Annotated in this window: 24 protein-coding genes; 13 read left to right on the top strand and 11 right to left on the bottom strand. The window is 60.1% G+C overall.

Translation table 11 applies throughout. From position 1 onward, the window contains the following. Window positions 1-68: 68 nt before the first annotated feature. Window positions 69-1,913 carry an ABC transporter ATP-binding protein gene (locus RXV86_RS16545; protein ID WP_316301365.1) on the bottom strand — a complete coding sequence of 615 codons (1,845 nt, stop codon included), beginning with the start codon at window positions 1,911-1,913 and terminating at the stop codon, window positions 69-71. 299 nt (window positions 1,914-2,212) lie between these two features. Here RXV86_RS16545 and RXV86_RS16540 point away from each other — a divergent pair, with 299 nt between their 5' ends. The 4 genes from RXV86_RS16540 (at window position 2,213) to RXV86_RS16525 (ending at window position 7,602) form a co-directional block, all read left to right on the top strand. Then, the gene (locus tag RXV86_RS16540; protein ID WP_316301364.1) at window positions 2,213-3,913 is read left to right on the top strand and encodes a peptide ABC transporter substrate-binding protein; all 1,701 of its coding nucleotides are present in this window, start codon (window positions 2,213-2,215) and stop codon (window positions 3,911-3,913) included. Between the two features lie 94 nt (window positions 3,914-4,007). Next, on the top strand, window positions 4,008-5,015 hold the full coding sequence (locus tag RXV86_RS16535; protein ID WP_316301363.1) for an ABC transporter permease: 1,008 nt from the start codon (window positions 4,008-4,010) through the stop codon (window positions 5,013-5,015). Next, a complete protein-coding gene (locus RXV86_RS16530; protein WP_316301362.1) occupies window positions 5,008-5,973 on the top strand; it encodes an ABC transporter permease in 966 nt (321 codons plus the stop codon). Before RXV86_RS16535 ends, RXV86_RS16530 begins: the two co-directional genes overlap by 8 nt. 21 nt (window positions 5,974-5,994) lie before the next feature. Then, window positions 5,995-7,602 carry a choline dehydrogenase gene (locus tag RXV86_RS16525; protein ID WP_316301361.1) on the top strand — a complete coding sequence of 536 codons (1,608 nt, stop codon included), beginning with the start codon at window positions 5,995-5,997 and terminating at the stop codon, window positions 7,600-7,602. A 50-nt stretch (window positions 7,603-7,652) separates the two neighbouring features. Here the strand turns inward: RXV86_RS16525 and RXV86_RS16520 are convergent, their stop codons facing one another. From RXV86_RS16520 to RXV86_RS16490, 7 genes are all read right to left on the bottom strand, one after another. Then, window positions 7,653-8,921: a DUF3422 domain-containing protein gene (locus RXV86_RS16520; RefSeq protein ID WP_316301360.1), complete on the bottom strand. Its 1,269-nt coding sequence runs from the start codon at window positions 8,919-8,921 to the stop codon at window positions 7,653-7,655. A gap of 100 nt (window positions 8,922-9,021) precedes the next feature. Beyond that, window positions 9,022-9,426, bottom strand: a complete 405-nt coding sequence (locus RXV86_RS16515; RefSeq protein WP_316301359.1) for a PaaI family thioesterase — start codon at window positions 9,424-9,426, stop codon at window positions 9,022-9,024. A gap of 21 nt (window positions 9,427-9,447) precedes the next feature. Continuing rightward, the gene (locus RXV86_RS16510; protein ID WP_316301358.1) at window positions 9,448-10,206 is read right to left on the bottom strand and encodes an enoyl-CoA hydratase-related protein; all 759 of its coding nucleotides are present in this window, start codon (window positions 10,204-10,206) and stop codon (window positions 9,448-9,450) included. A 274-nt stretch (window positions 10,207-10,480) separates the two neighbouring features. Continuing rightward, window positions 10,481-11,923 carry an NAD(P)(+) transhydrogenase (Re/Si-specific) subunit beta gene (locus tag RXV86_RS16505; RefSeq protein WP_316301357.1) on the bottom strand — a complete coding sequence of 481 codons (1,443 nt, stop codon included), beginning with the start codon at window positions 11,921-11,923 and terminating at the stop codon, window positions 10,481-10,483. A 15-nt stretch (window positions 11,924-11,938) separates the two neighbouring features. Next, entirely contained in the window at window positions 11,939-13,510 is a 1,572-nt protein-coding gene (locus tag RXV86_RS16500) for a Re/Si-specific NAD(P)(+) transhydrogenase subunit alpha (protein ID WP_316301356.1), read from the bottom strand. A 201-nt stretch (window positions 13,511-13,711) separates the two neighbouring features. Continuing rightward, on the bottom strand, window positions 13,712-14,176 hold the full coding sequence (locus tag RXV86_RS16495; RefSeq protein WP_316301355.1) for an isoprenylcysteine carboxylmethyltransferase family protein: 465 nt from the start codon (window positions 14,174-14,176) through the stop codon (window positions 13,712-13,714). Beyond that, the gene (locus RXV86_RS16490) at window positions 14,173-14,607 is read right to left on the bottom strand and encodes a rhodanese-like domain-containing protein (RefSeq protein WP_316301354.1); all 435 of its coding nucleotides are present in this window, start codon (window positions 14,605-14,607) and stop codon (window positions 14,173-14,175) included. Before RXV86_RS16490 ends, RXV86_RS16495 begins: the two co-directional genes overlap by 4 nt. A gap of 201 nt (window positions 14,608-14,808) precedes the next feature. On the opposite strand from RXV86_RS16490, the gene RXV86_RS16485 reads away from it, so the two are divergent. The 6 genes from RXV86_RS16485 to RXV86_RS16460 all read left to right on the top strand — a co-directional run bounded on the left by RXV86_RS16485 (window position 14,809) and on the right by RXV86_RS16460 (window position 20,854). Beyond that, entirely contained in the window at window positions 14,809-15,315 is a 507-nt protein-coding gene (locus RXV86_RS16485) for a rhodanese-like domain-containing protein (protein WP_316301353.1), read from the top strand. A 100-nt stretch (window positions 15,316-15,415) separates the two neighbouring features. Next, window positions 15,416-16,171, top strand: coding sequence for an SDR family oxidoreductase (locus RXV86_RS16480; protein WP_316301352.1), 756 nt, complete (start codon window positions 15,416-15,418; stop codon window positions 16,169-16,171). Between the two features lie 22 nt (window positions 16,172-16,193). Then, on the top strand, window positions 16,194-16,547 hold the full coding sequence (locus RXV86_RS16475; protein ID WP_316301351.1) for an MmcQ/YjbR family DNA-binding protein: 354 nt from the start codon (window positions 16,194-16,196) through the stop codon (window positions 16,545-16,547). A gap of 159 nt (window positions 16,548-16,706) precedes the next feature. Further along, window positions 16,707-17,900 (top strand): kynureninase, encoded by a 1,194-nt coding sequence (kynU, locus tag RXV86_RS16470; protein WP_316301350.1) that lies wholly within the window; start codon window positions 16,707-16,709, stop codon window positions 17,898-17,900. A gap of 155 nt (window positions 17,901-18,055) precedes the next feature. Then, window positions 18,056-18,895 carry a tryptophan 2,3-dioxygenase gene (kynA, locus tag RXV86_RS16465; protein ID WP_316301349.1) on the top strand — a complete coding sequence of 280 codons (840 nt, stop codon included), beginning with the start codon at window positions 18,056-18,058 and terminating at the stop codon, window positions 18,893-18,895. Window positions 18,896-19,294: 399 nt separating this feature from the next. Further along, entirely contained in the window at window positions 19,295-20,854 is a 1,560-nt protein-coding gene (locus RXV86_RS16460; RefSeq protein ID WP_316301348.1) for a Hint domain-containing protein, read from the top strand. Window positions 20,855-21,157: 303 nt separating this feature from the next. On the opposite strand, the gene RXV86_RS16455 is transcribed toward RXV86_RS16460, so the two are convergent. After that, window positions 21,158-22,876 carry a winged helix-turn-helix domain-containing protein gene (locus RXV86_RS16455; RefSeq protein ID WP_316301347.1) on the bottom strand — a complete coding sequence of 573 codons (1,719 nt, stop codon included), beginning with the start codon at window positions 22,874-22,876 and terminating at the stop codon, window positions 21,158-21,160. Window positions 22,877-22,984: 108 nt separating this feature from the next. Between RXV86_RS16455 and RXV86_RS16450 the strand changes: the two genes are divergently transcribed. Further along, window positions 22,985-23,335 (top strand): hypothetical protein, encoded by a 351-nt coding sequence (locus RXV86_RS16450; RefSeq protein ID WP_316301346.1) that lies wholly within the window; start codon window positions 22,985-22,987, stop codon window positions 23,333-23,335. A gap of 282 nt (window positions 23,336-23,617) precedes the next feature. Here RXV86_RS16450 and RXV86_RS16445 read toward each other — a convergent pair whose 3' ends face one another. Beyond that, complete coding sequence (locus RXV86_RS16445) at window positions 23,618-24,397, bottom strand: gamma-glutamyl-gamma-aminobutyrate hydrolase family protein (protein ID WP_316301345.1); 780 nt, start codon at window positions 24,395-24,397, stop codon at window positions 23,618-23,620. 96 nt (window positions 24,398-24,493) lie between these two features. Continuing rightward, window positions 24,494-25,075 carry an XRE family transcriptional regulator gene (locus RXV86_RS16440; RefSeq protein ID WP_316301344.1) on the bottom strand — a complete coding sequence of 194 codons (582 nt, stop codon included), beginning with the start codon at window positions 25,073-25,075 and terminating at the stop codon, window positions 24,494-24,496. Between the two features lie 206 nt (window positions 25,076-25,281). Here RXV86_RS16440 and RXV86_RS16435 point away from each other — a divergent pair, with 206 nt between their 5' ends. Continuing rightward, the gene (locus RXV86_RS16435; RefSeq protein ID WP_316301584.1) at window positions 25,282-25,740 is read left to right on the top strand and encodes a fasciclin domain-containing protein; all 459 of its coding nucleotides are present in this window, start codon (window positions 25,282-25,284) and stop codon (window positions 25,738-25,740) included. 53 nt (window positions 25,741-25,793) lie between these two features. Further along, a complete protein-coding gene (locus RXV86_RS16430; RefSeq protein WP_316301343.1) occupies window positions 25,794-26,279 on the top strand; it encodes a fasciclin domain-containing protein in 486 nt (161 codons plus the stop codon). Window positions 26,280-26,284: the final 5 nt, after the last annotated feature.

Below are 26,284 nucleotides of genomic sequence, written 5' to 3'. Positions count from 1 at the left end.
ATCTCGTGGCACAGTATTACCACAAGAAACCCAGCTACGGCAACTTGGTAATCAACCGGGGCGCGAGGTCAATACCCGCTATCAGTTGTCAGGATGAAGTGGCCGGGCGAGACCTCTCGGTATTCCGACGGCTCCGGTGTGTAATCCAGAGGATGAATTGGAGACGGTATCGGCTTGAAGTTCAAATCTTTTTCCGATTTTCTCTTTGTTGGATCAGCGATTGGAACCGCTTTCATCAGCGCTTGGGTATAGGCATGTTGCGGGTCCTCGAACACTGCCCGGCGTGGGCCCATTTCAACGATCCGTCCCAAATACATCACACCGACATCGTGACTGACCCGTTCAACCACCGCCATGTCATGGCTGATAAACAGGTAGGACAGTCCAAGCTCCGCCTGCAATTCCATCATCAAGTTCAGCACCTGCGCCTGCACGCTCACATCCAAAGCCGACACCGCTTCATCCGCCACGATCAGTTTCGGATTGAGCGCCAGGGCACGGGCAATCGCCACCCGCTGCCGCTGCCCCCCCGACAATTCATGCGGATACCGCCGCATGAAACTGCGCGGTAACTCAACCCGATCGAAAATCTGTGCCACCCGGTCCTGCAAATCCTGCCGGTTGGTCATGCCGAAATTGCGCAGCGGCTCTGCCACTTGGTCCATCAGGTGCATCTGCGGATTGAGACTGGCAAACGGGTCCTGGAACACCATCTGCATATCCTTGCGGGCTTTTTGCAGCTCTTTACGGCCCAGTGCCATGATGTCCACACCGCCAACCGTCACATGGCCACTGTCGGGTTCTACAAGGCGCAGCAGCGAGCGTCCCACCGTCGACTTGCCACAGCCTGATTCCCCGACAAGGCTTAACGTACGGCCCTTCTTCAGCGTAAAGGAAACATCTTCGACCGCGTGCACCTGTGCCACAGTACGGCGAAAGAACCCGCCCTTGACCGGAAACCGGGTGACAAGGTTCTTGACCTCCAACAGCACCTCGTCACTGCCCGGAATGGGGTCGGTCAAATGACCTTCAACACCCAAAAGCTTCATCGGTTCGGGTAAATCCTTGCCGGTCATCTCGCCCAGGCGCGGCACTGCGCTCAACAAAGCTTTGGTGTAATCATGTTGGGGATTTGCAAAAATCTCCTCAACCGGGCCTTCCTCGACCTTCTTACCGCGGAACATAACCACCACGCGGTCGGCCATTTGCGCCACCACCGCCATGTCATGGGTGATGAACATCACCGCAGTGCCGGTCTCACGTTTCAGCCGGTCCATCAACGCCAGGATCTCCGCTTGGATGGTCACATCCAGCGCCGTAGTCGGCTCGTCGGCAATCAGTAGACGCGGTTCACAAGCCAGCGCCATGGCGATCACAACCCGCTGGCGCATCCCGCCCGACAACTCGTGCGGGTATTGCTGCAATCGCCGCTCCGGCTCGGGGATACGCACCTGCCGTAAAAGCTCCAACGCCCGCGCCTCGGCCTGCTTCTTGTTCATCCCCCGGTGCAACCTCAGCCCTTCGGTCAACTGCCGCCCGACGGTGAACACCGGATTCAGCGCGGTCATCGGCTCCTGAAAGATCATTCCGATCTCGTTGCCGCGAATCGTCCGCATCAGACCCTGTTCAGTTTCACGCAGATCGGCCACCCCGCCGTCACGCCGATCAAACAGTAACCGGCCGCCGGAAATGTCGCCGCCGCCAAACTCGACCAGCCGCATCAGTGACAGCGACGACACCGATTTGCCGGAACCGGATTCACCAACGATGCATACGGTTTCGCCCGGATTGACCTCGAAGGAAACGTCCTCGACCCCAAGCACCGGACCATCCTTGGTCTGAAATTCGACTCTTAGGTTTTCAATCCTGGCGATCGGCCCATTGTCCGGCCCGTTACCTGTGTCGTCCAGCATCCTGGCCCCCGCTTTCATCCCGATGACGAATGCCAAACGCTAATGTGGGCAGCTTGGAGATGTCAAACATTTGGATCAAACCACCGGGATTGCCGAAAAAATCGGCGTTTACCTTTCGGCAGGGTTGCTTTTTCCCCGGACTCGGTTTTCGATACCGAGGTGTAGTTTCTGTGGTGTCCGTTTTTTTACCAATTGCCGGGCGCGCTCGGTGGTTGTGTGGTGGCATCCTGGAACCAAGCAATTGGCGCGCAAGACGCCATACGTGATTGAGGCGCGAGCCCACCAACAAGGAGCGAAAAATGAAACTCAAGACCATTCTACTCGGCGCGGCTGCTGCTTTTGCGATGGCCCCTGCGGCTTCGGCCGAGCGCGGGTCCGATGGCCATGTCAGCATTATCTACTGGCAGGCCCCGTCGATTCTGAACCCCTATCTCTCGGGCGGCACCAAGGACATCGAATCCGCATCGCTGGTGATCGAACCGCTTGGTCGCTACGACCAAGACGGCAACCTCGTGCCCTACCTGGCCGAAGAAATTCCGACGACAGGGAATGGCGGTGTTTCCGAAGACCTCAAATCCATCACCTGGAAGCTCAAGTCGGGCCTGAAATGGTCGGATGGCTCTGCTGTGACTTCGGCTGACGTGAAGTTCACCGCCGACTACTGCATGCACCCGGAAGGCGGCTGTGCGCAGCTGGCCAAATTCGACGGTGTTGACAGCGTCGACGTGGTCGACGACCTGACGGTGACGGTGACCTTCAAGGAACCCAAACCGAACCCCTACGGCCCCTTCATGGGCGGTCAGAGCCCGATCATCCAGGCGGCACAGTTTGGCGACTGCATGGGTGCCAAGGCCCCGGAATGCACCACCGCCAACTTTGGCCCGATCGGTACCGGCCCCTTCGTTGTTGATGAATTCAAACCCAATGACGTGATCTCGATGTCGGCCAACCCGAACTATCGCGATCCGGCCAAACCGGCCTTTGCCACGTTGACCTTCAAGGGCGGCGGCGATGCCACGGCTGCGGGCCGCGCGGTGATGGAAACCGGCGAATTCGACTATGCGTGGAACATGCAGTTGGCTCCCGACGTTCTGGCCAAGATGGCAGAAGGCGGCAAAGGCAAGCCGATCGCAGCCTTCGGCACCCTGGTTGAACGTCTGGAAATGAACCTGACCAACCCGTCGCCCGATCTCGACGCGGACACCCGCTCGACGGTCAAGGCACCGCACCCGTTCCTCAGCGACATCAATGTGCGCAAGGCACTTTCCATGGCCATCGACCGCACTCTGCTGGTCGAAGTGGGCTATGGTCAGGCCGGTCGTCCGACCTGCAACCTGGTTCCCGGACCGGCGGTCTATGCCTCGGACAACACCGAATGCATGACCCAGGACATCGCTGGTGCCAACAAGCTTCTGGATGACGCCGGCTGGGCCAAGGGTTCGGACGGTGTTCGCGCCAAGGACGGCGTGCGCCTGTCGATCCTCTACCAGACCTCGACCAACGCCGTGCGTCAGGACTTCCAGGCCCTGATCAAGGACTGGTGGCAACAGATTGGTGTGGAAACCGAGCTGCGCAACCTGAACGCTTCGGTGTTCTTCGGCGGTGACCCGGGTTCGCCCGACACGTTCCAGAAGTTCTATGCCGACGTCGAAATGTACGCCAACAACTTCGACGGCACCGATCCTCAGGCCTACCTGTCGATGTATCGTTGTGGCAACGAGCCCAAGCCGGAAAGCCAATGGCAGGGCGAAAACATCAACCGCTTCTGCGACCCGGCCTATGATGCGCTGATCGACGAGTTGAGCCGCACCTCGGACCTTGAAAAGCGCTATGCGCTGGCCAAGCAGATGAACGAGATGCTGACCAAAGAAACCTACACGATCATTCCGCTGGTTGACCGTGGCCGTGTCTCGGCCCACTCGATGACCCTCGGCGGTGTTGTTCTCAACACCTGGGACAGCGAACTGTGGAATGTTGCCGACTGGCATCGCATCAAGTAAGCGAACTGACAAATCTGGGTGTTCCGCCGCCGCGCGGGGCACCCTTTCTGCATCTGCGTGACCGCATGACGCCCCCGATCAAAGGCACCTTCGAATGCTGACATTCACCATCCGCAGACTGGTCCTTGCGATCCCGACGCTCATCTTCATTTCACTGGTGATCTTCCTGCTGCTGCAGCTCGCCCCTGGCGACCCGATGGCCCAGGTGCCCCTGACCGTACCGCCGGAAGTCAAACAGAAGATGCGCGAAGCGCTCGGCCTTGGCCAGCCGGTGCATATCCAGTATCTGAAATGGCTGATCCAGGTCTTCTGGATCGAACCGCAGGTGCTGTTCGACTATCTCTTCGGCACCAGTTTTTCCGAAGGCAAGCTCCGGGTGATCTCGTGGCAGACCCGCTCGCCGGTGATGGACATCGTGATCCAGCGCCTGCCGCAAACCCTGACCGTGGTTGGCCTCAGCTATATCGTCGGCATCCTCATTGCAATTCCGATCGGCATCTACTCGGCCTATCGCCAGTATTCGGTGTTCGACCAGGCCGGGACTTTCATCACCATGGTCGGTTTCTCGATCCCGCCGTTCTTCACCGGGCCGCTGCTGATCGTGATCTTTTCCGTCGGTCTGGGCTGGTTCCCGTCGATCTATGACACCACCCATCGCGTCACCGACTGGGAAAGCTTCACCTACCAGGTGCGCCAGATGATCATGCCGGTGATGGTACTGGCGCTGCAGACCACCGCCCAGATCAGCCGTTTCATGCGCGCCGCCATGCTCGACAATCTCAATCAGGACTATGTCCGTACCGCCCGCGCCAAGGGGCTTTCCGAAGCCATCGTCGTGATGGTCCATGTGCTCAGGAACTCGATGATCCCGGTGGTCACGGTGATCGCGCTTGGTGTCCCCGGCATCTTTGGCGGCGCCATTATCACCGAGGTCGTGTTCAAGGTGAATGGCATCGGCGCCTACCTGATCGACGCACTGTTCGCCAATGACCTGCCCACAGTGATGACGATCTCTTTCATCTTCGCCATCCTGATCGTCGCCTTCAACCTGATCGCCGACATCCTTTACGGCGTGCTCGACCCGAGGATCCGCTATGACTGAGCCTACCGCGTTCAACGCGCTGGAAGAGCGCGACATCACCACACCGCCAAGCTCGCAATGGCGTGACGTCTGGGATCAGTTCAGCCATCACAAAGGCGCGCTGATGGGTGGTGGGTTCCTGATCTTCATCACGCTCGCGGTGCTCTTCGGCGACCTGATCTGGCAACTCGATCCGAAAAAGCTCGATATCCGCAACAAGGACATCCGCCCGATCTATACCGTCATCTGGAATTCGGACGCCAAGATCAGCTGGGCCCATCCGCTTGGTTCGGACAACCTCGGCCGTGATCACCTGGCCCAGATCATTGCCGGAGGCCGCACTTCGATGGCGGTGGGCTGGGCTGCAATGCTGCTCACCATGCTGATCGGCACCTCGATCGGCGTGCTCGCGGGGTACTTCAAACGGCTTGACGGTATCCTGATGCGGTTCACCGACCTGGTGCTCTCCCTGCCGATCCTGCCGCTCCTGCTGGTGGCCGTGACACTGTTCCGACAACCGCTCAGGGCAAATTTCGGACCCGAGACCGGCATGTTCATCCTGATCGTCGGAGTAATCGGCATCACCTCGTGGATGCAGACCGCCCGGATCGTTCGCGGCGATATCCTCGCGCTGAAAGAGCGCGAGTTTGTGCTGGCTGCCTCGGCCGCCGGCACCACCGCGCGCGGCATCATCTTCCGCCACCTGCTTCCCAACGTTCTGTCGCCGATCATGGTGTCGGCCACGCTTGGCCTTGCCACCGCGATCATCACCGAATCTGCGCTTTCCTTCCTAGGCGTCGGCTTTCCGTCTGACTTCCCCACCTGGGGCAAGATGCTGGCCGATGCGGTGCCGCGGATGCAGGAATTCCCCGAACGTGTCATGCTACCGGGCCTTGCCATCTCGCTGACAGTGCTGTCGGTGAACTACCTCGGCGACGGGTTGCGCGACGCGCTGGACCCACGCATCCGCGGGCGCTGATCCCAGCTTAGGAGACCCGGTTTGACCGATACGGCAGCTTTCGATTTCATCATCGTCGGCGCCGGTTCGGCGGGCTGCGTGTTGGCCAACCGCCTCACTGAAAACGGCCGTTACAAGGTACTTCTACTGGAAGCAGGCGGCAAAGACCGCAACCCGTGGATCCACATCCCGCTTGGCTATGGCAAGCTCTTCCGCGATCCGAAAGTGAACTGGTGCTACGAAGGTGTCCCCGAGGCCAACCTCAACAACCGCACCATCTATCACCCCCGCGGCAAGGTGCTGGGCGGCAGCTCCTCGGTCAACGGACTGCTTTACGTACGCGGCCAGCAACAGGATTTTGACGGTTGGGCGCGGGCAGGCCTGACTGACTGGGGCTTCGACGGCGTGCTGCCTTATTTCAAACGCTCCGAAACCAACGAGAACGGCGGCAACAGATGGCGCGGCGGCGATGGCCCGCAACCCGTCTCGAACGTCACCGCTCCGCATCCGCTCTGTGGTGCCTATATCGCCGCCTGCCGCGAATCCGGCCTGCCCGACAACCCCGATTTCAACGGCGTAACCCAGGACGGCACCGGCTATTACCAAGCCACCCACGAAAACGGCCTGCGCTGGAGCGCCGCAAAGTCCTATCTCAAACCGGCCCGCAAACGCCCCAACCTTTCGATTCAGACCCACGCTCTCACCACCCGCATCCTGTTTGACGGCAAACGCGCCACAGGCGTGGAATACGTGGCGAACGGTCAACGCTATAGAGTCGGCGCAACCCGCGAGGTCCTGCTCGCGGCCGGGTCCATCAACTCGCCGCAACTCCTTGAATTGTCCGGAATCGGTAATCCTGATCTGCTGGCGAAACATGGCATCGAAACTCGCCATGCTTCGCGCCAGGTCGGCGAGAACCTCCAGGACCACCTTCAGGTCCGCACAGTCCATGAAAGCGCTAGCCGCGACACCCTAAACGACCAGTACCACAACCTCTTGCGGCGTTTCGGCATCGGCTTGGATTATGTCTTCCGCCGCAAAGGTCCCCTGACGGTCAGTGCCGGATACGCCGGAGCCTTTTTCAAAACCCGCCCAGAACTGCTCACCCCGGATATCCAGAGCCTGTTCATCATCTTCTCCACCGACCGGATGGGCGACCGCTTGCACGAGTTCTCGGGCTTCACCGCATCCTTTTACCAGCTCCGCCCCGAAAGCCAGGGCCACGTCCATATCCGCTCGCCCGACCCGTATCAGGCGCCAGACATCTGGTGCAACTACCTCGCCACCGAAACCGACCGGCGCACCAACATCGACGGGCTAAGGCAGTTGCGTGCGTTCATGGACAGCCCCGCCATGGCCGGGCATCGAAAACGCGAGATCGAACCGGGACCATCGGTGCAATCCGATGACGAGTTGCTTGCCTATATCCGCGCCACCGCCTCGACGGTCTACCACCCCTCTTCGACCTGCCGCATGGGCGTCGACGATGGCGCAGTTGTCGATGAACGATTACGTGTAAACGGGGTCGACGGTCTACGAGTCATCGACTGTTCAATCATGCCGACGATGGTCTCCGGCAACCTCAACGCCGCCGCCCTGATGATCGGAGAAAAAGGCGCTGAGATGGTCCTCGAGGACACTTCGGGTTGATACGTCGGGTGGGTGGTTCCCCGCCCCGCGCGGGTTCACCCTTCAGTTAATCAATGCGCCTTGCGTATCCGCCGCACCACCCACCACACGATCAGCACCACCACCGGGGTTGCCATCGCTGTCAGCATGGTCTTTTCGATCCCCGCCAACTTGGCCAACGGATAAAGCCCATAACTCACAAGGTTGATCGCGTAGTACGAGATCGCGACCACTGACAGCCCTTCGACCGTGCGCTGCAACCGCAATTGCAAATCCGCCCGCCGATCCATGCTTTCCAACAACGCCTGGTTCTGCGCTGAACGTTCCACATCCACCCGCGTGCGCAACAACTCCCCGGCCCGCTCGGCACGTGCCAGCATCGCCGTCAGCCGCGCTTCAGTCGCCTTCACCGTCCGCATCGCAGGATCGAACCGCCGCAGCATGAATTCGGCAAATGTCTGGCGCCCCTCGAACCGATCCTCGCGCATCACCTCGACCCGTTCATGCACCAGTTGCTCATAGGCTCCCGTCGCACTGAAGCGGAACGAAGTCTGGGCTGACACTTTTTCAAGCTCACCCGATATGCCCAGAAGCTCGCGCAGCGTCGCATCGGCGTCCTGACCCTGCTCGCCCATCTCATCCACCAGCCAGGTCAGACTTGCGCCAACGCGGGCCAGTTCGGGTGACAACTGGCGCGCCCGCGCGAATCCCAGCAAGGAAAGGGCCTTGTAGGTCTCGATCTCGCAAAGCCGCTGCACGATCCGACCAACCCTGCGCTGGCCAACCCCTTCACGCACGAACACCGCGAACCGCGCATGTCCGGCAGGATCAATCCGGAAATCTCCTGCCATCACCGCCGCGTCATCCAACACCCTGCTGGCCGCCAGGCATTCCGGCACAAACCACTCAGCCAACCGCGCCGACATCTCGGCATCGTCGCCCATCCGGTCCACCCGGATCAGCGCCGAACTCAGCCGCATCCCCGGTGCTTCGGCCAACCAATCTTCGGGAAACACCTCGAAGTCCACCGGGTCGAACGCCCGCGTCGACAGCCCCTCATGAAAGGCGGTATAGGTCACCACCTCGGTGTGGCTCTCCCATTTCAGCCAATGCCGCCCGATCTGCCCCACGAAATGCGTGGCACCGGGCTTGGGGTGCGGAGCCCCGTGCCGATCGAGCAGTGCACAAAGATGCGCCATATCCGCATCGCGATCTCGGCCCGCCGCATTGCCTGGCCGTTTCAGCGCCAGGAAAACCACCGTCGACGGCACATCCACCGCCATGAAGGGGCGCGCATGCATTTCATTGGCAAGCTCGTATCTCAGCGGATGATCTTCCATTGGTCCTGCCTTGTCCTGCCCCGGCTTCACCTCGCCAGAAATACTCCCGCACACGGCGTTTCCGCAATTGCCAAAAGCGCGCAGGGGTCAGCCCCCAGCCTCAATCCCGCGCCATGATCGTGCCCAGTGCGGCAGCGCAGAGCTTTTCTTCGCCATCTTCCTGCAACGCATAGGCCTTGCATTCGCAAACCGCCTGGCGCTTACCGGACGATACCGCCTCGGCGCGCGCAATCAACGCCGTACCGATCCCTGGCCGGATATAGTTGATCTTCATCTCCAGCGTGATCGGGTTGCTCAGTACGCTACCCCCTGCATAGGTCAGTGCGTTGTCGGCCAGGTAGGCCACCGCACCGCCATGGGCAAAGCCATGCTGCTGTTTATGCTTGTCTTTTAGCAGCAGCCGCAACTCGGCACGACCGATCTCCAGTTCAGTCAGCTCAGCCCCCAACAGAACACTGAACGGTTGCTCGGCCAGGATTTTCTGACCAAATTCCAAAGGTGTCATTGCGAACTCTCCCGGCGTTGATCATCCGTAATCCGGCAACCGTTTTTCTGCCATCGCCGCCACGCTCTCGGCAAACTCCGGCCCCTGCAACTGGGACGCGAACAGCTTCGCCTCTACCGCCATATGCTCGGCCAGCGCTTCGCGCCCGTCACGGATCAACCCCTTGGACAGCTTCATCGAGGTCGGCGCGGCCATCGACATCGCCATGGCAATCTTGCCCACTTCATCGATCAACACGTCGGCGTCAAAGACGCGCGAGATCAATCCGACCTTCAGCGCCTCGTCAGCGTTCAACACCCGTCCTGCCAGCAGAATATCGTTGGCCATCGCCATACCCACCGCCGCAGGCAAGAGCACCGATGAGCCCGCCTCGGGCACCACGCCCAGTTTGACGAATGGCGCGGCAAAGGTCGCCGCCCGCCCGGCATAGACCAGGTCGCAATGCAAAAGCATGGTCAACCCCACGCCGATGGCCGGGCCGTTGACCGCGGCAATTACCGGCTTGGGACAATCCCGGATGGCGTTCAGGAAGCGCCACACCGGAGGCACCTCTTTCTCGCGATCGCCCTTGGCGAAGTCGCCCAGATCATTGCCGGCGGTGAACATCTCGCCTGCCCCGGTGATCACCAGCGCACGTTCGTCATTATTCTCGCCATAAGCAACAAGCGTATCCGCCAAGACGCCGTACATCTCCTGCGTCAGGGCGTTCTTCTTGTCCTGCCGGTTGATGGTAATTGTGACAACCCGGGCTTCGCGGGCAATCTCGATATGATGGCTCATCTGGCGCGTCCTCCTGCAATGCCCCGTCAGCCATACCCACCCCGCGCCCCAAGTCAAAGACAACGTCGCGGCAGCCTACCCATGCTCTTCCTTTTGCCCCAAATATCCCCGCCGGAGGCATCCAACACCTGCCACGCGAGTTGCCCGCTCATATCGATCGCCGCCCCCTCGGCGGAACGGGGTGGGTGGGTGGGCGTTCCGCCGAGGGGGCAGCCTCACAAAAAGAAAAGGCGCCCGCAAAGGACGCCTTTCCAACTCTCGAGATCACTCAAGCTTAGCTGACCAGGCCCAGCAGCTTGTCCAGACTCTCGCGTGCATCGCCAAAGAACATGCGCGTGTTCTCTTTATAGAACAGCGGGTTCTCGATGCCCGAATAGCCGGTGCCCTGGCCGCGTTTGGACACGAACACCTGCTTGGCCTTCCAGCATTCCAGAACCGGCATCCCCGCGATCGGGCTGTTCGGATCTTCCTGTGCCGCCGGGTTCACGATGTCGTTGGACCCGATCACGATGGCCACATCCGTTTCCGGGAAGTCCTCGTTGATCTCGTCCATCTCCATCACGATGTCATAGGGCACCTTGGCTTCGGCCAGGAGCACGTTCATGTGCCCGGGCAGACGACCCGCAACCGGGTGGATGGCAAAGCGCACCTCCTTGCCCTGGTCACGCAGCTTGCGCGTGAGCTCGCTGACCGCGTTCTGCGCCTGGGCCACGGCCATGCCGTAACCTGGAATGATAATGACCGACGAGGCATCATCCAGCGCCGCTGCGACACCTTCGGCATCAATGGCAACCTGTTCGCCTTCCACTTCCATCGCCGGACCGGACGTGCCGCCAAACCCACCAAGGATCACCGAAATGAACGAACGGTTCATTGCCTTGCACATGATGTAGGACAGGATCGCACCGGACGAGCCGACCAATGCCCCGACCACGATCAAGAGGTCGTTGCCAAGCGAGAAACCGATCGCCGCCGCGGCCCAACCCGAGTAGCTGTTCAGCATCGAGACAACCACTGGCATGTCGGCCCCGCCGATGCCCATGATCAGGTGATAGCCGATGAACAGCGCCGCCAGCGTCATGATGATCAGCGGCATCATGCCACCAGTGTTGAAATACCAGATCAAGCAAACGAACGAAATGATCGCGGCTGAAGCGTTCAGCATATGCCCACCCGGCAGCTTTTCCGCCGCCGAGGTCAATTTGCCCGCCAGCTTGCCATAAGCAACCACCGACCCGGTAAAGGTCACCGCACCAATCCAGACGCCGAGGCTCAGCTCGATCTTCAGGATGTTGATCTCTGCCGCCGTCTTCTTGGCAATGAGCGCGCCGAAACTACCCAGTTCCTTGACCGCATCGCCACCGGCGGCCACGGCAGCCGCCGCGTTACCGATCTCGAAATGGGCGTTGAAGCCGACGAAGACCGCCGCCAGACCGACAAGGCTGTGCATCGCCGCCACAAGCTGCGGCATCTCGGTCATCTGGACGCGCTGCGCCACATAGGTGCCGATCGCACCGCCGCCTGCGATCAGAAGGATCGACAAGAGCCACATGCCGGACCCGGGCCCGATCAGCGTGGCCGCCACGGCCAGCCCCATACCGACAATACCATACCAGACAGCGCGTTTTGCGCTTTCCTGACCGCTAAGACCACCCAGCGACAGGATGAAAAGAACTGCTGCAACCACGTAGGCTGCGGTCGTAAATCCGAATTCCATATCCCCGGCCTCCCTTTACGATTTCTGGAACATGGCGAGCATGCGCCGGGTGACAAGGAAACCGCCGAAGATGTTGATCCCGGCCATGAAGACGCTGAGCGCCGCCAGCAGGATCACGAGGAACGACCCCGATCCGATCTGCATCAATGCGCCCAGGATAATGATCGACGAAATCGCGTTGGTGACCGCCATCAGCGGCGTGTGAAGGCTGTGGCTGACGCCCCAGATCACCTGGAACCCAACGAACACCGCCAGCACGAAGACGATGAAGTGCTGCATGAAGCTTGCCGGTGCATAAAGCCCCGCCAGCAGGATCAGCACGGCACCGACTCCCAACAGGGTCACCTGTTGCTTGGTTTGCGCCTTGAATGCAGCCGCTTCGGCCGCCAGTTTCTCTTCCCGGGTCAGCTCCTTGACCTCGGTCTTGGGCTGCACCGCAATCGCCTGGATTTTCGGTGGTGGCGGCGGGAAGGTGATGTCGCCTTCAAAGGTCACTGTCGCGCCGCGGATCACGTCATCTTCCATGTCATGATTGATCTGACCGTCTTTTTCCGGGGTCAGGTCAGTCATCATGTGACGGATGTTGGTCGAGTAAAGCATCGACGACTGCGTCGCCATGCGCGACGGGAAGTCGGTATAACCGATGATGGTCACGCCGTTGTCGGTGACGATTTTCTCGTCCGCCACGGTCAGTTTACAGTTACCACCCTTCTCGGCAGCCAAGTCGACGATCACCGACCCCGGCTTCATCGCCTTGACCATGTCCTCGGTCCACAGCTCCGGTGCCTCGCGGTTCGGGATCAGCGCGGTGGTGATCACGATATCCATTTCCGGGGCCAGTTCGCGGAACTTGGCAAGCTGGGCTTCACGGAACTCCGGGCTCGACACGGCGGCATACCCGCCCGTGGCCGCGCCGTCCTGCTGCTCCTCTTCGAAATCGAGATAGACGAACTCGGCGCCCATCGATTCCACCTGCTCGGCCACTTCGGGCCGCACGTCGAAGGCGTAGGTGATTGCGCCCAGCGAGGTCGAGGTGCCAATCGCGGCCAAACCGGCCACACCGGCGCCGACAACCAGAACCTTGGCAGGCGGCACCTTACCGGCCGCCGTGATCTGCCCGGTAAAGAACCGGCCAAAATTGTTCCCGGCCTCGATCACCGCCCGATACCCGGCGATATTCGCCATCGAGCTCAGCGCATCCATCTTCTGGGCGCGAGAAATCCGCGGCACCATTTCCATGGCGATCACATTGGCGCCCTTGGCTTTGGCGGCTTCCATGCCGTCTTCGTTGCCACCGGGGTTGAAGAACGAGATCAAGGTCTTGCCCTTGGCCAACCGCTTCAGCTCGGCCTCCTCGGGCTGGCGCACCTTGGCGATGATCTCGGCATCTTTCCACAGCGCGTTGGCGGTCTTTTTCACCGTCACGCCCGCGTCCTTGTAATCCTTGTCCGAAAAACCAGCGGCCGCCCCGGCCCCGGTCTCGATCATGCACTCATAGCCCAGCTTTTGCAGCTGCAGAGCCGAGTCCGGGGTCATCGCGACCCGGGCTTCGCCCTCAAAGACTTCCTTTGGAGTTCCGATTATCACGTCAGTGGTCCCCTTGTCTCGCTTACGCTTGTCTCGTTACAAAGGCCGGCCCCGAGGGTCGGCCCAATTCTCTCACGCGGTTGCCGCGTGTTATGTCACATCTGACTTACATGTTCGATTGTACGAATGTCGCACCCGGGCGCCGCAAACCAGACCTGTTCATCATTTCGCACACCACTTGCAGGTTCTTCTTGAGAATTGTCAAACCCAACGCCGTGTATTTTGGCAATAGCGGGCAAAATCGACCCGAAACTTGCGTCTCAGCCGGTCTTCCTCGGACAAAATGAAGTGTTTTTCGATCCACCAGACAAAGATCGGCACCAGCGGCAGGGAAAGCACCGCGTCCCAGTACAGGATCAAACCAGCCAGGATCATCGCATCGCCCAGGTAAATCGGGTTGCGCGAACGCGAGAATATCCCCGACTGCACCAGAGCGCTGGCATTCTGATGCGGGATGATCGTCGTGCGCTGACGGCGCATTTCGTAGACGGCCAACGCCATCAGAACCAGCCCGCCGCCCACCAACAGCCCACCAAGAAAATCTGCCACTGCTCCACCAAAGCTGAGACCCATCGGGTAGGCCGCCGACTGCCACCACGCAATACCCAGACACAGCGCCAACCACACCGGCGGAATGTCGATCCATTGTTTCAGCGTCAGGTTCATGGCTTGTACGCCGCCGATTTTTGCCATTCTTCCATGCCACCTTGCATCACGAGAACATTCTCCCGCCCCATCAATCGCGCCGCAAATGTCACCTGAGCCGACCGCATCCCGGTGTTGCAATAAAACACGACCAACCCGGTCTCGGGGATCTCGTCGATCCGGCCCGGCAAGCTGCGCCATTCGATGTTGCGCGCCCCGGGGATATGACCCTTTTTGTATTCCACCGCACTGCGCACGTCGAAAAAGGTCGCCGCTTCGAAAACGTCCTTGTCGATTTGGTCAGCCAAGATGATCCCGGCGGTCTCGGTGGCGAAGTCCATGTAATCCGTGATCGCCTCGGCCACCGCCTCATCATCGGCCTGCACTACCATCGGCAAAACCGCAAGGCCAAGCACCGTTGCCAGCCCAATGGCGCGAATGGATGTCCTCATCATAGCGTCCCCTTGCAAGCTGGCCCCTCTATAGCCGCACTGCGGCAAATGTCCATGGCTGCGCCGTGACCCTTGCAAGCGCACAATTCACGAAACCGTGTATCGACATATGGTCGCACTCGCCCTCTCTTGACCTATCAACCTCCTGGATCAATGACTAGAATCTGATCAAACGCGACACAATCAAAGGACCTACGAGCAATGCCGATACTGCCTTCCTCTCTGACCCGCCGTGGGTTTCTCCTGTCCGGTGCAGCACTGGTTTTTGCCACAGCCCTTCCGCAGGCTTCCTTCGCCCAGGCCGCGCCGACCTCCGTGATGGATGCAGACGAAGCCTACGCCAAGGCCAAAGCGGGCGAGATCATCCTGATCGACATTCGCACCCCGCCGGAATGGGCCCAGACCGGCATTCCCGAAGGCGCCATTGCGCTGGACATGACGCAGCAGGAGCATTTCATCAATTCCATTGTTGCCCTACGCAAGGCCGACATGGCCAAGCCGATGGCAATGATCTGCCGCACCGGCAACCGCACCGGTCAGTTGATCAAGATACTAGCCGCCCAGGGTTTCCCCGGCCTTGTCGACGTGACCGAAGGCATCGCCGGCGGCCCACGCGGTCAGGGCTGGCTGCCCCGTGGCCTTCCGGTCTATCCCGGCAATGCCGACGCGATCGCTGCCCGCCTGGTCCAGGTAATGCCAGAGGGCTGACCCCTCGCGTCTCGATACGACGATTGTCCCGTGACGCAACGGGCTGCTTGCACCCTGCCCCTTCCTTGCTACCCTTGCGCCAACACAAAGGGAGCGAACAATGGGCACACTTGACGGAAAACACGCAATGGTCACCGGTGGGGGCACCGGCATCGGTCTGGCGATCGCCCAGGCATTGGTGGCCGAGGGCGCCCAGGTCACTATCACCGGCCGCCGCCTGACTGTCCTTGAAGACGTCGCAAGCGACGGTATGCACCCCCTTGCCATGGACGTTGCCGACGAAGGGCAGGTCGCCGCAGGCATCGACGCCGCCGTCGCCGCCCGTGGCCCAATTCAGATCTGCGTCGCCAATGCGGGCATCGCCGAGGGCCGCAAACTGCACAAGACCGACACCGAGCTCTGGCGCCGGATCATGGCGATCAACCTCGATGGTTGCTTCTTCACCATCCGCGAAAGCCTGCGCTCGATGTTGGACACCGACTGGGGCCGGGTAATTGCCATCTCCTCCATCGCCGGTCTGCGTGGCGCGCCCGGGGCCGGGGCCTATGCCGCCTCGAAACACGGCGTCATCGGCATGATCCGCTCGTTTTCCGAGGATTTCATGGGCGCACCCTACACGTTCAACTCGATCTGCCCGGGCTATGTCGACACCCCGATCGTCAGCCGCAACACCGATGCCATCGCCGCCCGGGCCGGTGTCTCGGCAGACGAGGCCCGCGACATCATGGTGCAACAGAACCGCCATAAGAAGCTGATCACGCCCGAAGAGGTCGCCGCTGCCGCGCTTTGGCTCTGCAATCCGCTCAGCGAAAGCACCAACGGCACCGAGGTCCGTATCGCTGGCGGCCAGGTTTGACACCCGCAGTCGGCCCCCACGGATGACCCGCGACGAGTTCAACAGCTTCTGCGCGGGTCTCGGCCTCACCACCCACGTGGTGCAATGGGGCAACGCGGATGTGTGGAAGATCGGCGGCAAGGTTTTTGCCATCTGTGGCTGGGCCGATGGCCGCGATGCCTTCACCTTCAAATGCTCCGACATCGCCTTCGAGGTTCTGCAGGACACCCCCGGCATCCGTCCGGCCCCCTACCTCGCCTCGCGCGGGATGAAATGGCTGCAACAATACGACAGCCCCGGCCTTTCGGACACCGAGCTGAAGTCTCATATCCAGGCCTCTTTCGACATGATCGCCGCCGCGCTGCCTAAGAAGGCACGTGCCGACCTTGGTCTCTGACCTGTCTCTTTCTTTGCGCAAATACTCAATCCGACACCGCCATATGTACACGCGTTTGGTTCCAACTCCCGAGCCGGACATTATGGCCGATTACCCCACTGGACAGGCCGCCGCCCACCAGATACTAAAGCTTCAAGCTTAAAATAAATCGAGGCCTCCATGACCGACTTTGCAGCCACCAAGGCCCTGTTTCATCTGCCCGAAGGCATGATCTATCTCGATGGCAATTCGCTCGGTCCCCTGCCAATTGCTGCGCCGGCGCGGATGCAGGCCACCATGCAGGACGAGTGGGGCGAGATGCTGATCACCGGCTGGAACAAGGCGGGATGGATGGAACAGCCCACCCGCGTCGGCGACCGCATCGCCCGGCTGATCGGGGCCAAACCGGGCCACGTGGTGATCGGCGACACGCTTTCGATCAAAGTCTACCAGGCGCTCGCCTCGGCGCTGGCGCTCAACCCCGACCGCAAGGTGATCCTCAGCGACAGCGGCAACTTTCCGTCTGATCTCTACATGGCCGAGGGCCTGATCAAATCGCTGAACGCAGGCCACCAGTTGCGCATTGTCGCCCCGGAAGAGGTCGCCAACAACATCACCGAAGAGGTCGCGGTGACCCTCATCACCGAGGTCGACTACCGTACCGGCCGCCTGCATGACATGAAGGCCCTGACCGCATTGGCCCATGAAAAAGGAGTTCTTACGGTCTGGGATCTGGCCCATACCGCGGGCGCCACGCCGGTGGACCTCGCCGGGGCAAATGCAGACTTCGCGGTGGGATGCACCTACAAATACCTTAACGGCGGCCCCGGCGCGCCGGCCTTCATCTATGTCGCCCCGCGCCATGCCGAAGCCACCTCTCCGGCCCTGTCGGGCTGGCTCGGCCATGACGCGCCTTTCGCCTTCGAGCAGAGTTACCGCCCCGGCGCGGGCATCGAGCGGATGCGTGTCGGCACCCCGCCGGTGCTGGCTCTGACCGCGCTCGAAGCCGCGCTCGATATCTGGGACATGACCACAATGGACGAGGTCCGCGCCCGTTCGATCGAGCTGACCGAATTGTTCATCAAAGAGGTCGAATCCCGCTGCCCGATGCTCACTCTGGCCTCACCGCGCGACCCCAACATGCGCGGCAGCCAGGTCTCGTTCCATTTCAACGAAGGTTACGCTGCCATGCAGGCCCTGATTGCCCGCGGCGTGATCGGCGATTTTCGCGCCCCGGATATCATGCGTTTTGGCTTCACGCCTCTGTTCATTGACGCCGATGATGTCACCCGCGCCGCTCAGATCCTCGAAGACGTGATGACCAACAACCTCTGGGACGCGCCCGAATACAAGACGCGCGCGCGCGTCACGTGACTGGCGCTCTGCTCCTACCCCTCTGCCGTCCTTCCGGCTGGATCGCCCTCTGGCGCCGCCTCGGCATGTCCACGCGTCTCACCCGCCACTGACCTCCTGACACCGTAGGGTGCGTGATTTCACGCACCACCCACGCCAATTTCAGGAGACCGCCAATGACCAACACCCCCTATGACCCCGCAAACGATGGCGCCCAGATGACCTTTGACGGGCGGATGAGCTATACCGATTATCTCGATCTCGATCCGGTCCTTTCCGCCCAGCATCCGCAATCCGACGCCCATGACGAGATGCTGTTCATCATCCAGCACCAGACATCCGAGCTCTGGATGAAACTCGCGATCCACGAACTGGCTGCCGCCCGCACACAGTTGCAAACCGGCGACACGCGCCCGGCCTTCAAGATGCTGTCGCGGGTCGCCCGCATCTTCGAACAGCTCAATTCCGCCTGGGACGTGCTGCGCACCATGACACCGAGCGACTATACCCGCTTTCGTGACAGCCTCGGCCAAAGTTCGGGTTTCCAGTCCTGGCAATACCGCCAGATCGAGTTTCTGCTGGGCAACCGCAACCCGGCCATGCTGCGCCCCCATGCCCACCGGCCCGACCTACTGGCAACGCTAGAAGCCGAACTCACCCAACCCTCGCTCTATGACGTAGCCCTGCAGGCGCTGGCCAAATCCGGCCTGCCCGTGCCGAACCACGTGCTGACCCGTGACCTCTCAATCCCGCATCAGCCTGACCCAATCGTCGCCAGCGCCTGGCGGGCGGTCTACACCGCCCCCGAAACCCATTGGGAGCTTTACGAGCTGGCCGAGAAACTGGTTGATCTCGAGGATTACTTCCGCCGCTGGCGCTTCAACCACCTGACCACGGTGGCTCGGATCATCGGCTTCAAACGCGGCACCGGCGGCACCTCGGGCACCAGCTACTTGTCGCGGATGCTCGACGTGGAATTGTTCCCCGAACTCTGGCATTTGCGCACCGATCTCTGAACTGCAGACCATGCAAATGGCATGACAATCCCGGCCAGTTGCCGGGATTGTTCGTGTTCCGGCATCCGAATGTGGCTGGAAACTGGCTTTTGGGCCGATCTATCCGGATTTTCGCCACATTTGTCGCAAACTTTTCTCAAATGCCGCGCAATCCGGCCTCACCCGTTTTGTATCCACTCTGGAAGTAACCCCCCGTGGTATCGGGGTCCTGGCAGCACTCGGCGCAAGACCGACACGCCAGGCAAGGTTGTGAGGCAGCACGATGGCAACAATGGTTTCAGGTCTTGGTGGACCGGCAGGCTATGGCGAGAACCTGTTCTCTACCGCAGCCCTGGTTGCGGGCAATCTTGATGACGACGCGGCGATGTCACGACAAACTAAGATAAGCGAGCAAGGCCGATGTCACTGACTTTCTGGGCGAGAACCGACAGCAACAGCGCAAACAACCCTGCACTGAACCTCACTGGCGACCCGGCGACGCAGATCACGTTTGTGGCTTCCGGCACAAATGGCGACCTATTCCTGGAACCCAACGGCGGCGCGCCTGACCCTGATACGCAGATTGAAATCGGCGGCGTCTTGTATGACTTCACCTTCGAACTGGCGGCGACCCTTCCGACGCTGAACAACGATGGCGCGCAGCAAATCCCTGACCAGTTCGAGGGCTCTGCTGTTATTATCATCACAGTCCACGACTATCCATCAGCAGGCGATACAACCCGCCTGACCTTCATGCCTGATGAGACCGCGACGCAGGCTGAAATGGATGCGTTCGGAAACGGCGCCGCAGATCTCCAGAACATCACGCTTGAACCTGCGCCAGATTATATCGTTGAAGGCACAAGCGGGGCCGACACGATTGACGCGAACTACAATGGTGATCTCGAAGGCGACCGGATCGACAATGGCGACGGCAACCCACTGCAACCCGGGTCCGCAGGCGGCGACAATGACTCGGTCATGGCAGGTGCTGGTGCAGACTATATTGCTTCCGGATTGGGCAACGATTCAATTTACGGTGAAGAGGGTGATGACACTCTCTTGGGCGGCATCGGTGCCGACGACTTGTTTGGCGGGCTCGGCAATGACAGTTTCTTTCTCGCCGAAGGCGACGACGCCTATGGTGGTGAAGGCGAAGATCTCTTCATCCTCACCGATCTGGGCGAGGCCGGTGCCAGCACCATCACCATCGATGGCGGCACCACCGGTGAACCCGGCGGTGACACGCTCGACCTCAACGGTCTGGGCGACCGCACAACCCTGACCTTCTCGCCTTCCGTGGGCGATCCTGACGCGTTCGACGGCACCATCACCATGCTGGATGGCACCGTCGTCACCTTCACCAATATTGAGCACATCATCTGCTTCACCCCCGGCACGATGATCGCCACCCCAGATGGCGAGCGCCCGGTCGAGGACCTGCGCCCCGGTGACATGATCCTGACCAAGGATGATGGCCCGCAGCGCCTGGGTTGGACCGGTCTCAGCGATGTATCGGGGACAGGAAAACACGCCCCGGTGACGCTCGCCCCCAAACTCACCGGCGCGCGCCGCCCACTGACGGTATCGCCGCAGCACCGCATGCTTATCTCGGATTGGCGTGCCGAACTATTCTTTGGTGATGCCGAAGTCTTCGTTCCCGCCACCCACATGCTCGATTTCCAAGGCGCGGAAACCACCCCCCGCGAGCGCGTGACCTACATTCACCTGATGTTCGATCGACACCAGGTGATCTATGCCGAAGGCGCCGAAACTGAAAGCTTCCACCTGGCGGACCAGGGCCTCATGGCGCTGCATCCGCTGGTACAGGAAGAAATGTTCACCGCCTATCCGAACCTGCGCGACAACCTTGCCGCCCATGGTCCCACCGCGCGTCGTTGCCTGAAGGCACATGAAAGCGCCACACTCCTGTCGCGGATGTTCACGGCCAAGCCCTGCGAGATGCCCTTGGTTGCGTGATCCTGTTTCGACGGGCAACACATCTCATTGACGCCCTGATGCGGGGTTTTGGGCAAAAACAGTCATTTCGTCCTTGAGCTGTGACCAAGCACATTGGCCCTGAGCAGATAATCAGCGTTAATTCGGCGAATGGCCGGTTCGAGCCCAAGCGGTCGCATCGATTGTTTGGCTTGCAGTCGCAGAAAACCCGTGCACCAGATCTGGTCCAAAGGAAATTCTGCGCTGCGGCCAGAATAGCAGCCACTTGTCGTTCTCGCGGCAATTCGGCCATCGCCACCTAATTGGACCGACTGCAAGTCGTTCCTATTCTGATGGAATCTCGTAACCCGCTCGGTCAAGGCCCATCATCAGCTTGTCGATCAACTGCTGCGGCATGCTCCTGGCCCGGAACGGGGCGAGCGGGTCTTTGAGGAAGTCGGGCCAGTTTGTTTGGATGTGCGCCAAGGTCTCTTCCGCCATCTCTTGTTCGCCATTCAGCGCATAGCTGGCTGTCAAAGGAACCCAATTCATCGGGCCATGCTTGGGCATATTTAAAAGGTAATTGCGAGCCTCGGCATAATCACCCCGAACGAAAGCATGCAGAACCCATGCATTTGTATAACCAATATGCAATTTGGGATTTAGCGCTCTCGCTCTCGTAATCCATTCTTTTCCTTCTTCCCACGCACCAGAATAGGCAAGAAAAATACCGAGGTCGGCAAGAATCCAAGAGTCGTTTGGATTCAGCGTGATCGCCCTTTCCGCAAGGGATCGGAACACAGAGATATCCTCTCCTAACATTCTGCTGCGAATGGCCATTGCATAATAGGCATCCGGATTGTCCCGATCAGTGTCGAATGCATTGTTGGCAGCAACACGGGCCAACTCGGCCCAATCCGGGGGCGTGTCGTGCGCACGTTTCTTGGATTCCAGATAGGTAAAGGCCAATCGGGACCAACCCAGCGAATACCCCGGTTCCTCTTTCACTGTTCGCTCCAGGCAAGCGCGAGCCCGACGATGCGCCTCAAGACCGAATGTCTGGTAGAACCAGTAGGAAAGCAGAACGCATTCATAGGCGTCGAGACTTTCGGGCGCCTTTTCACGAATCTCGCGCTGGACGGCCACGTTGAAGAGCGGCGCATCGCCTGAACCAACTTCGGCCGCCACCTGGCTGGCAATCTCAAGCTGGATATCGAGAACATCGGCGATACTCATGTCGCGGTCGAACGGGCCGGGCGGTGGCAGTTGCAGGCAGGTTTCGGCATCCTGGAACGCCGTTGTGACGCGCAGACGCTGATTGTACCTCTGGACGGTGCCAGTCAGGATGTAATCCGCCCGCAGTTCCTCGCGAATGGTTTCACAGTCGGGGTTGTCGCGAAAAGCCTCCCCGGCCGTTGGGGCAATGACAAAGAGGTTCGAGAACCGGGATAGCTGCGCGTTGATGTCCCGCGTGAGGCCCTCACTGAAGAAGGTGTCGTTGGGATCCTCGCCCAGGTTCTCGAACGGAATGAGCGCGATACGCGGGCCGGTTGGCAGTGGCACCGATTTTTTTTCGATGGGTAGAGGTTCGGTCGGCCAGAACGAGTAGGCACTGACACCGATAGCCAAAACGGCCAGAGCGGCGACCACGAGGTATTTCGATTGGAAGCCGGGCCCGGAATTGCCGGAGAGCTTTTTCGTCCGCTCCGTATCGATTTCAGGTGCGTAGGGTTCGGCGATCACGAGATAGCCTTGCTTAGGTATGGTCTGAATGATCGAATAGTCGCTGTCGCCGATGGCACGGCGGATATCGGAGATGCACTGGACAAGGCTGTCGTCGGTGACAAAAGTGTCGGCCCAGACCGATTGGACCAACGCGTCCTTGCTGACAACGACGCCCGGGTCTTTTAACAATTCCGCCAGAACCTGCGCGCTTTGACTGCGCAAGGCCTCGCGCTCGTGGTCAAGGTTTTGCAACTGAAGCCGTTTCGGGTCGAATAGGAAATCACCAACTCGAAAGATTTCAGAAGATTTCAGTGTTTTTTCGGGGTCGGTTCGGGACATTTCAGCACCCCCAATGCCCTTCTAACATAACCGATCCGCCGTTCAGTTGGCAAGATTCGCCCCCCTGCGGACTAGCCGCGCACGGCAGCCAATGAAAGGACCAGACACATGAAATCGACTACCATCATCGCCGCCCTCACCGCCGCCACCATTACGGGCGCTGCTAATGCGGACAGCCGTATCGAACGCTTCTGCGGCGCAGGCCACGAAAACGAGATAACCTCGTTGTGGGATGTGAAACCAAACCCCGATGGCTACTACGTGGCATCACTGAACTCGCAGATTTCCGAGGGTGACCCCCGTATTGTCCTTACGAACGATCCCGGCTTCCACCTTTGCACCACCGGCGTGGCCCTTCCAGGGATGCCCGAAAATGAAATCTACCGTTTGAAAGGCAAACGCAAAGTGAAGTTCCTGTTCGTTCCGATCTCGGACTGGAGCGTGCGGCCTTCTTCTTAGGTCACTGAGAAAACCGGCCTTTGGGGGCGTTGCCCCCAAAGGCCCGATCTTCCTTTTACTCATTTCAAAACTGAAAGACGTTTTTTTCCTCACCCAATCTCAGTACGCCGCAAACATCCTCATATTACCAGTCTTGCGCCCTCGCCCCGTAGCCAACACCTGATAAGTCTTTCGAGTTTCGTCCGAAACTCAATGCGTATGCTGCAATTGCATCAGGCCGACTAGTCCCGCAGAGTAAACATTAACGAAGATTGCGGTGAAGGTCCGCTTCAGGCCACCCTCTCACGCTGATTTCAGCATCGGCATCGCCCGCCGCTCCTCGGCCCAGGCACGCACGGCGTCACCAAACGCCTCGAACAGGGGCCGCGAGACCGGGTCGAGCCCCGCCTGCCATTCAGGATGCCACTGTACCGACAGGGTAAACCCCGGCGCATCCTTGACATAGATCGCCTCAGGCGTGCCGTCGGGGGCATAACCGTCGATGACAACCCGTTCCCCCGCGTTGCAGATCCCCTGGCCATGCAGGGAATTGGTCATCACTTCGCGGGCGCCCAGCACCTGCTCGAACGGCCCGCCTTCGCTCACCGTCACCACGTGGCGCATCGCGAATTTCTCTTCCAATGTACCCTCGGGCGGCATCCGGTGATTGTCACGCCCCGGCAGGTCGCGGATTTCCGGGTGCAGGGTCGACCCCATCGCGACGGCGACTTCCTGGTAGCCCCGGCAGATGCCAAAAAACGGCTGCCCACTTTCGACACATTTGCGCACCAACGGCAGGGTGATCGCATCGCGGCAGCGGTCAAAATCCCCATGCGCCGGGGTTTCCTCATGACCATATTCCTCGGGATGCACATTGGGCCGCCCCCCGGTCAGGACAAACCCGTCACAGACGTCCAAGAGCTCATCAACGCTCACGTAGCGCGGGTCTGACGGGATCAGCAACGGCAAGCAATTCGACACGTTCGCCACCGCATCCGAAGTCATCGACCCGCCCGCATGCACCTCGTAGGTGTCATTGATCATGTGCTGATTGCCGATGATGCCAACCACTGGGCGTCGCATATGGGTCTCCGTGTCCTTTGCGTCTTTGATAATATGACAATGACATGAATGAAACAGCAAAGCGCGCAAACCTACCTCTGCAAGCGCGCACGCTTCTCAGGAACTGGTCACAACCACAAGCGCCTGCGCGCCCTCTCCCCCGGCTGCCCGGTAGGTATGGTCGAAGCCCGACTCGAAATAGATCGAATCCCCCTTGTCCAACATCCTGATCCCGTCATGAATGCCGATCTCCAGGGTACCGCTCAGCACATAGATCAGTTCCACTCCGGCATGGGCATGGGGCTCCGTCATCGGCCCACCGCCCGGAAACTCGGCCAGATAGGCCCCCAACCTGCTGTCTGACACCGGGAAATCGAGGCTTTCGAAATGAAACGCGGGCTCCCCCTGGGGTGTATCGGGTAGTTTCAATCGATCCCGCGCCCGTACCACTTCCACAATCGGCTTTTCAGCTCCTTCAGCAAAGAAGTGATCCAAGCCCACCCCGAACACCAATGCGATGCGCAGCAGCGTCGGCAAGGTCGGAAACACCTGCCCGCGCTCGATCTTTGAAAGCATCCCTGCCGATAGACCGGTGTGATCGCCAAGCTGGGCCAGTGCCAGCCCCTTGGCCAGCCTGAGCTCACGCAACTTCGGCCCGATTCGATAGGTTTCAAGACCCTCGCTTAACGTGTCGCTCATCGCTACGGCTCCTATTTCTTTCCTCATGCGCAATGTTTCTAGCGCTCTTTTTCACAGTATTCAATTTTATTTACCATCACGAAATTGTGCATTGTGTGAAATTTTTTTGCACATCAATAAATACCTCACAAGCGGCACCCCGCCGTGCAACCCAATCGAAAGGAAACTCCATGTCGCTCAAGGTTCCCAGCATCAAGGACTTCACCATGATTGCCGGTCTGGCACTCACGCCGATCGTCGCAACAGCCGGCAGCGCCGATATCGTCGACACCGCCGTCGGTGCAGGCAGCTTCAACACGCTGGCCGCCGCGCTGACCGCCGCCGGTCTGATCGACACGCTCAAGGGCGATGGCCCGTTCACCGTTTTCGCTCCTACGGATGAGGCCTTCGCCGCCCTGCCGAAAGGCACCGTCGAAACCCTACTCAAGCCCGAGAACAAAGACCAACTCGTTGCCGTGCTCACCTATCACGTGGTGCCCGGCAAGGTGATGTCCTCGGACCTTTCTGACAACATGCAGGCTGCCACGGTTCAAGGCGGCAAAATCACCATCGACCTCGACAACGGACCGATGGTCAACAACGCCAAGGTTGTTTCGGCCGACATCGCCGCCTCAAACGGTGTGATCCACGTGATCGACAAGGTCATCCTGCCGCCTCAGGGCTGACGACACAGCGCGGCGCAGCTCTCTTGCGCCGCGCCCGTTCCCCAATATTTCATATGCAACGCCGCACCGCACTTGCCGGGATTGCCGGGCTCTCGATGCTCGCCGCCCTGCCCGCCTGCACCGAGATGGGCCAACCCGACATCGTCGACATCGCTGCCTCAAACGACAATTTTGAAACGCTGGTCGCCGCCGTTCAGGCTGCTGGCCTGGTCGACACCTTGAAATCTCCAGGACCCTTCACGGTTTTTGCCCCGACCGACGCGGCCTTTGCGGCTCTGCCCAAAGGCACTGTCGAAATGCTGCTGCAGCCTGAAAACCGTGACAAGCTCGTCGCGGTGCTAACCTACCACGTGGTTCCTGGCGCAATCACTTCTGATCAACTTGCCGGGCAGCGCACCCGCGTCAAAACCGTTCAGGGCAAGAGCGTCCACATCAACGGCACCAACGGCGTCCACGTCAATAAATCACGCGTCACCACTGCAGATATCATGGCCTCAAACGGCGTGATTCATGTGATCGACCGCGTCCTACGACCCTGATCCCA

Source organism: Aliisedimentitalea sp. MJ-SS2 (assembly GCF_032586155.1).
Taxonomy (GTDB): domain Bacteria; phylum Pseudomonadota; class Alphaproteobacteria; order Rhodobacterales; family Rhodobacteraceae; genus JAWHTC01.
Note: the sequence above shows the minus strand (reverse complement) of the source record. Positions and strands in the feature narration are given on the sequence as shown.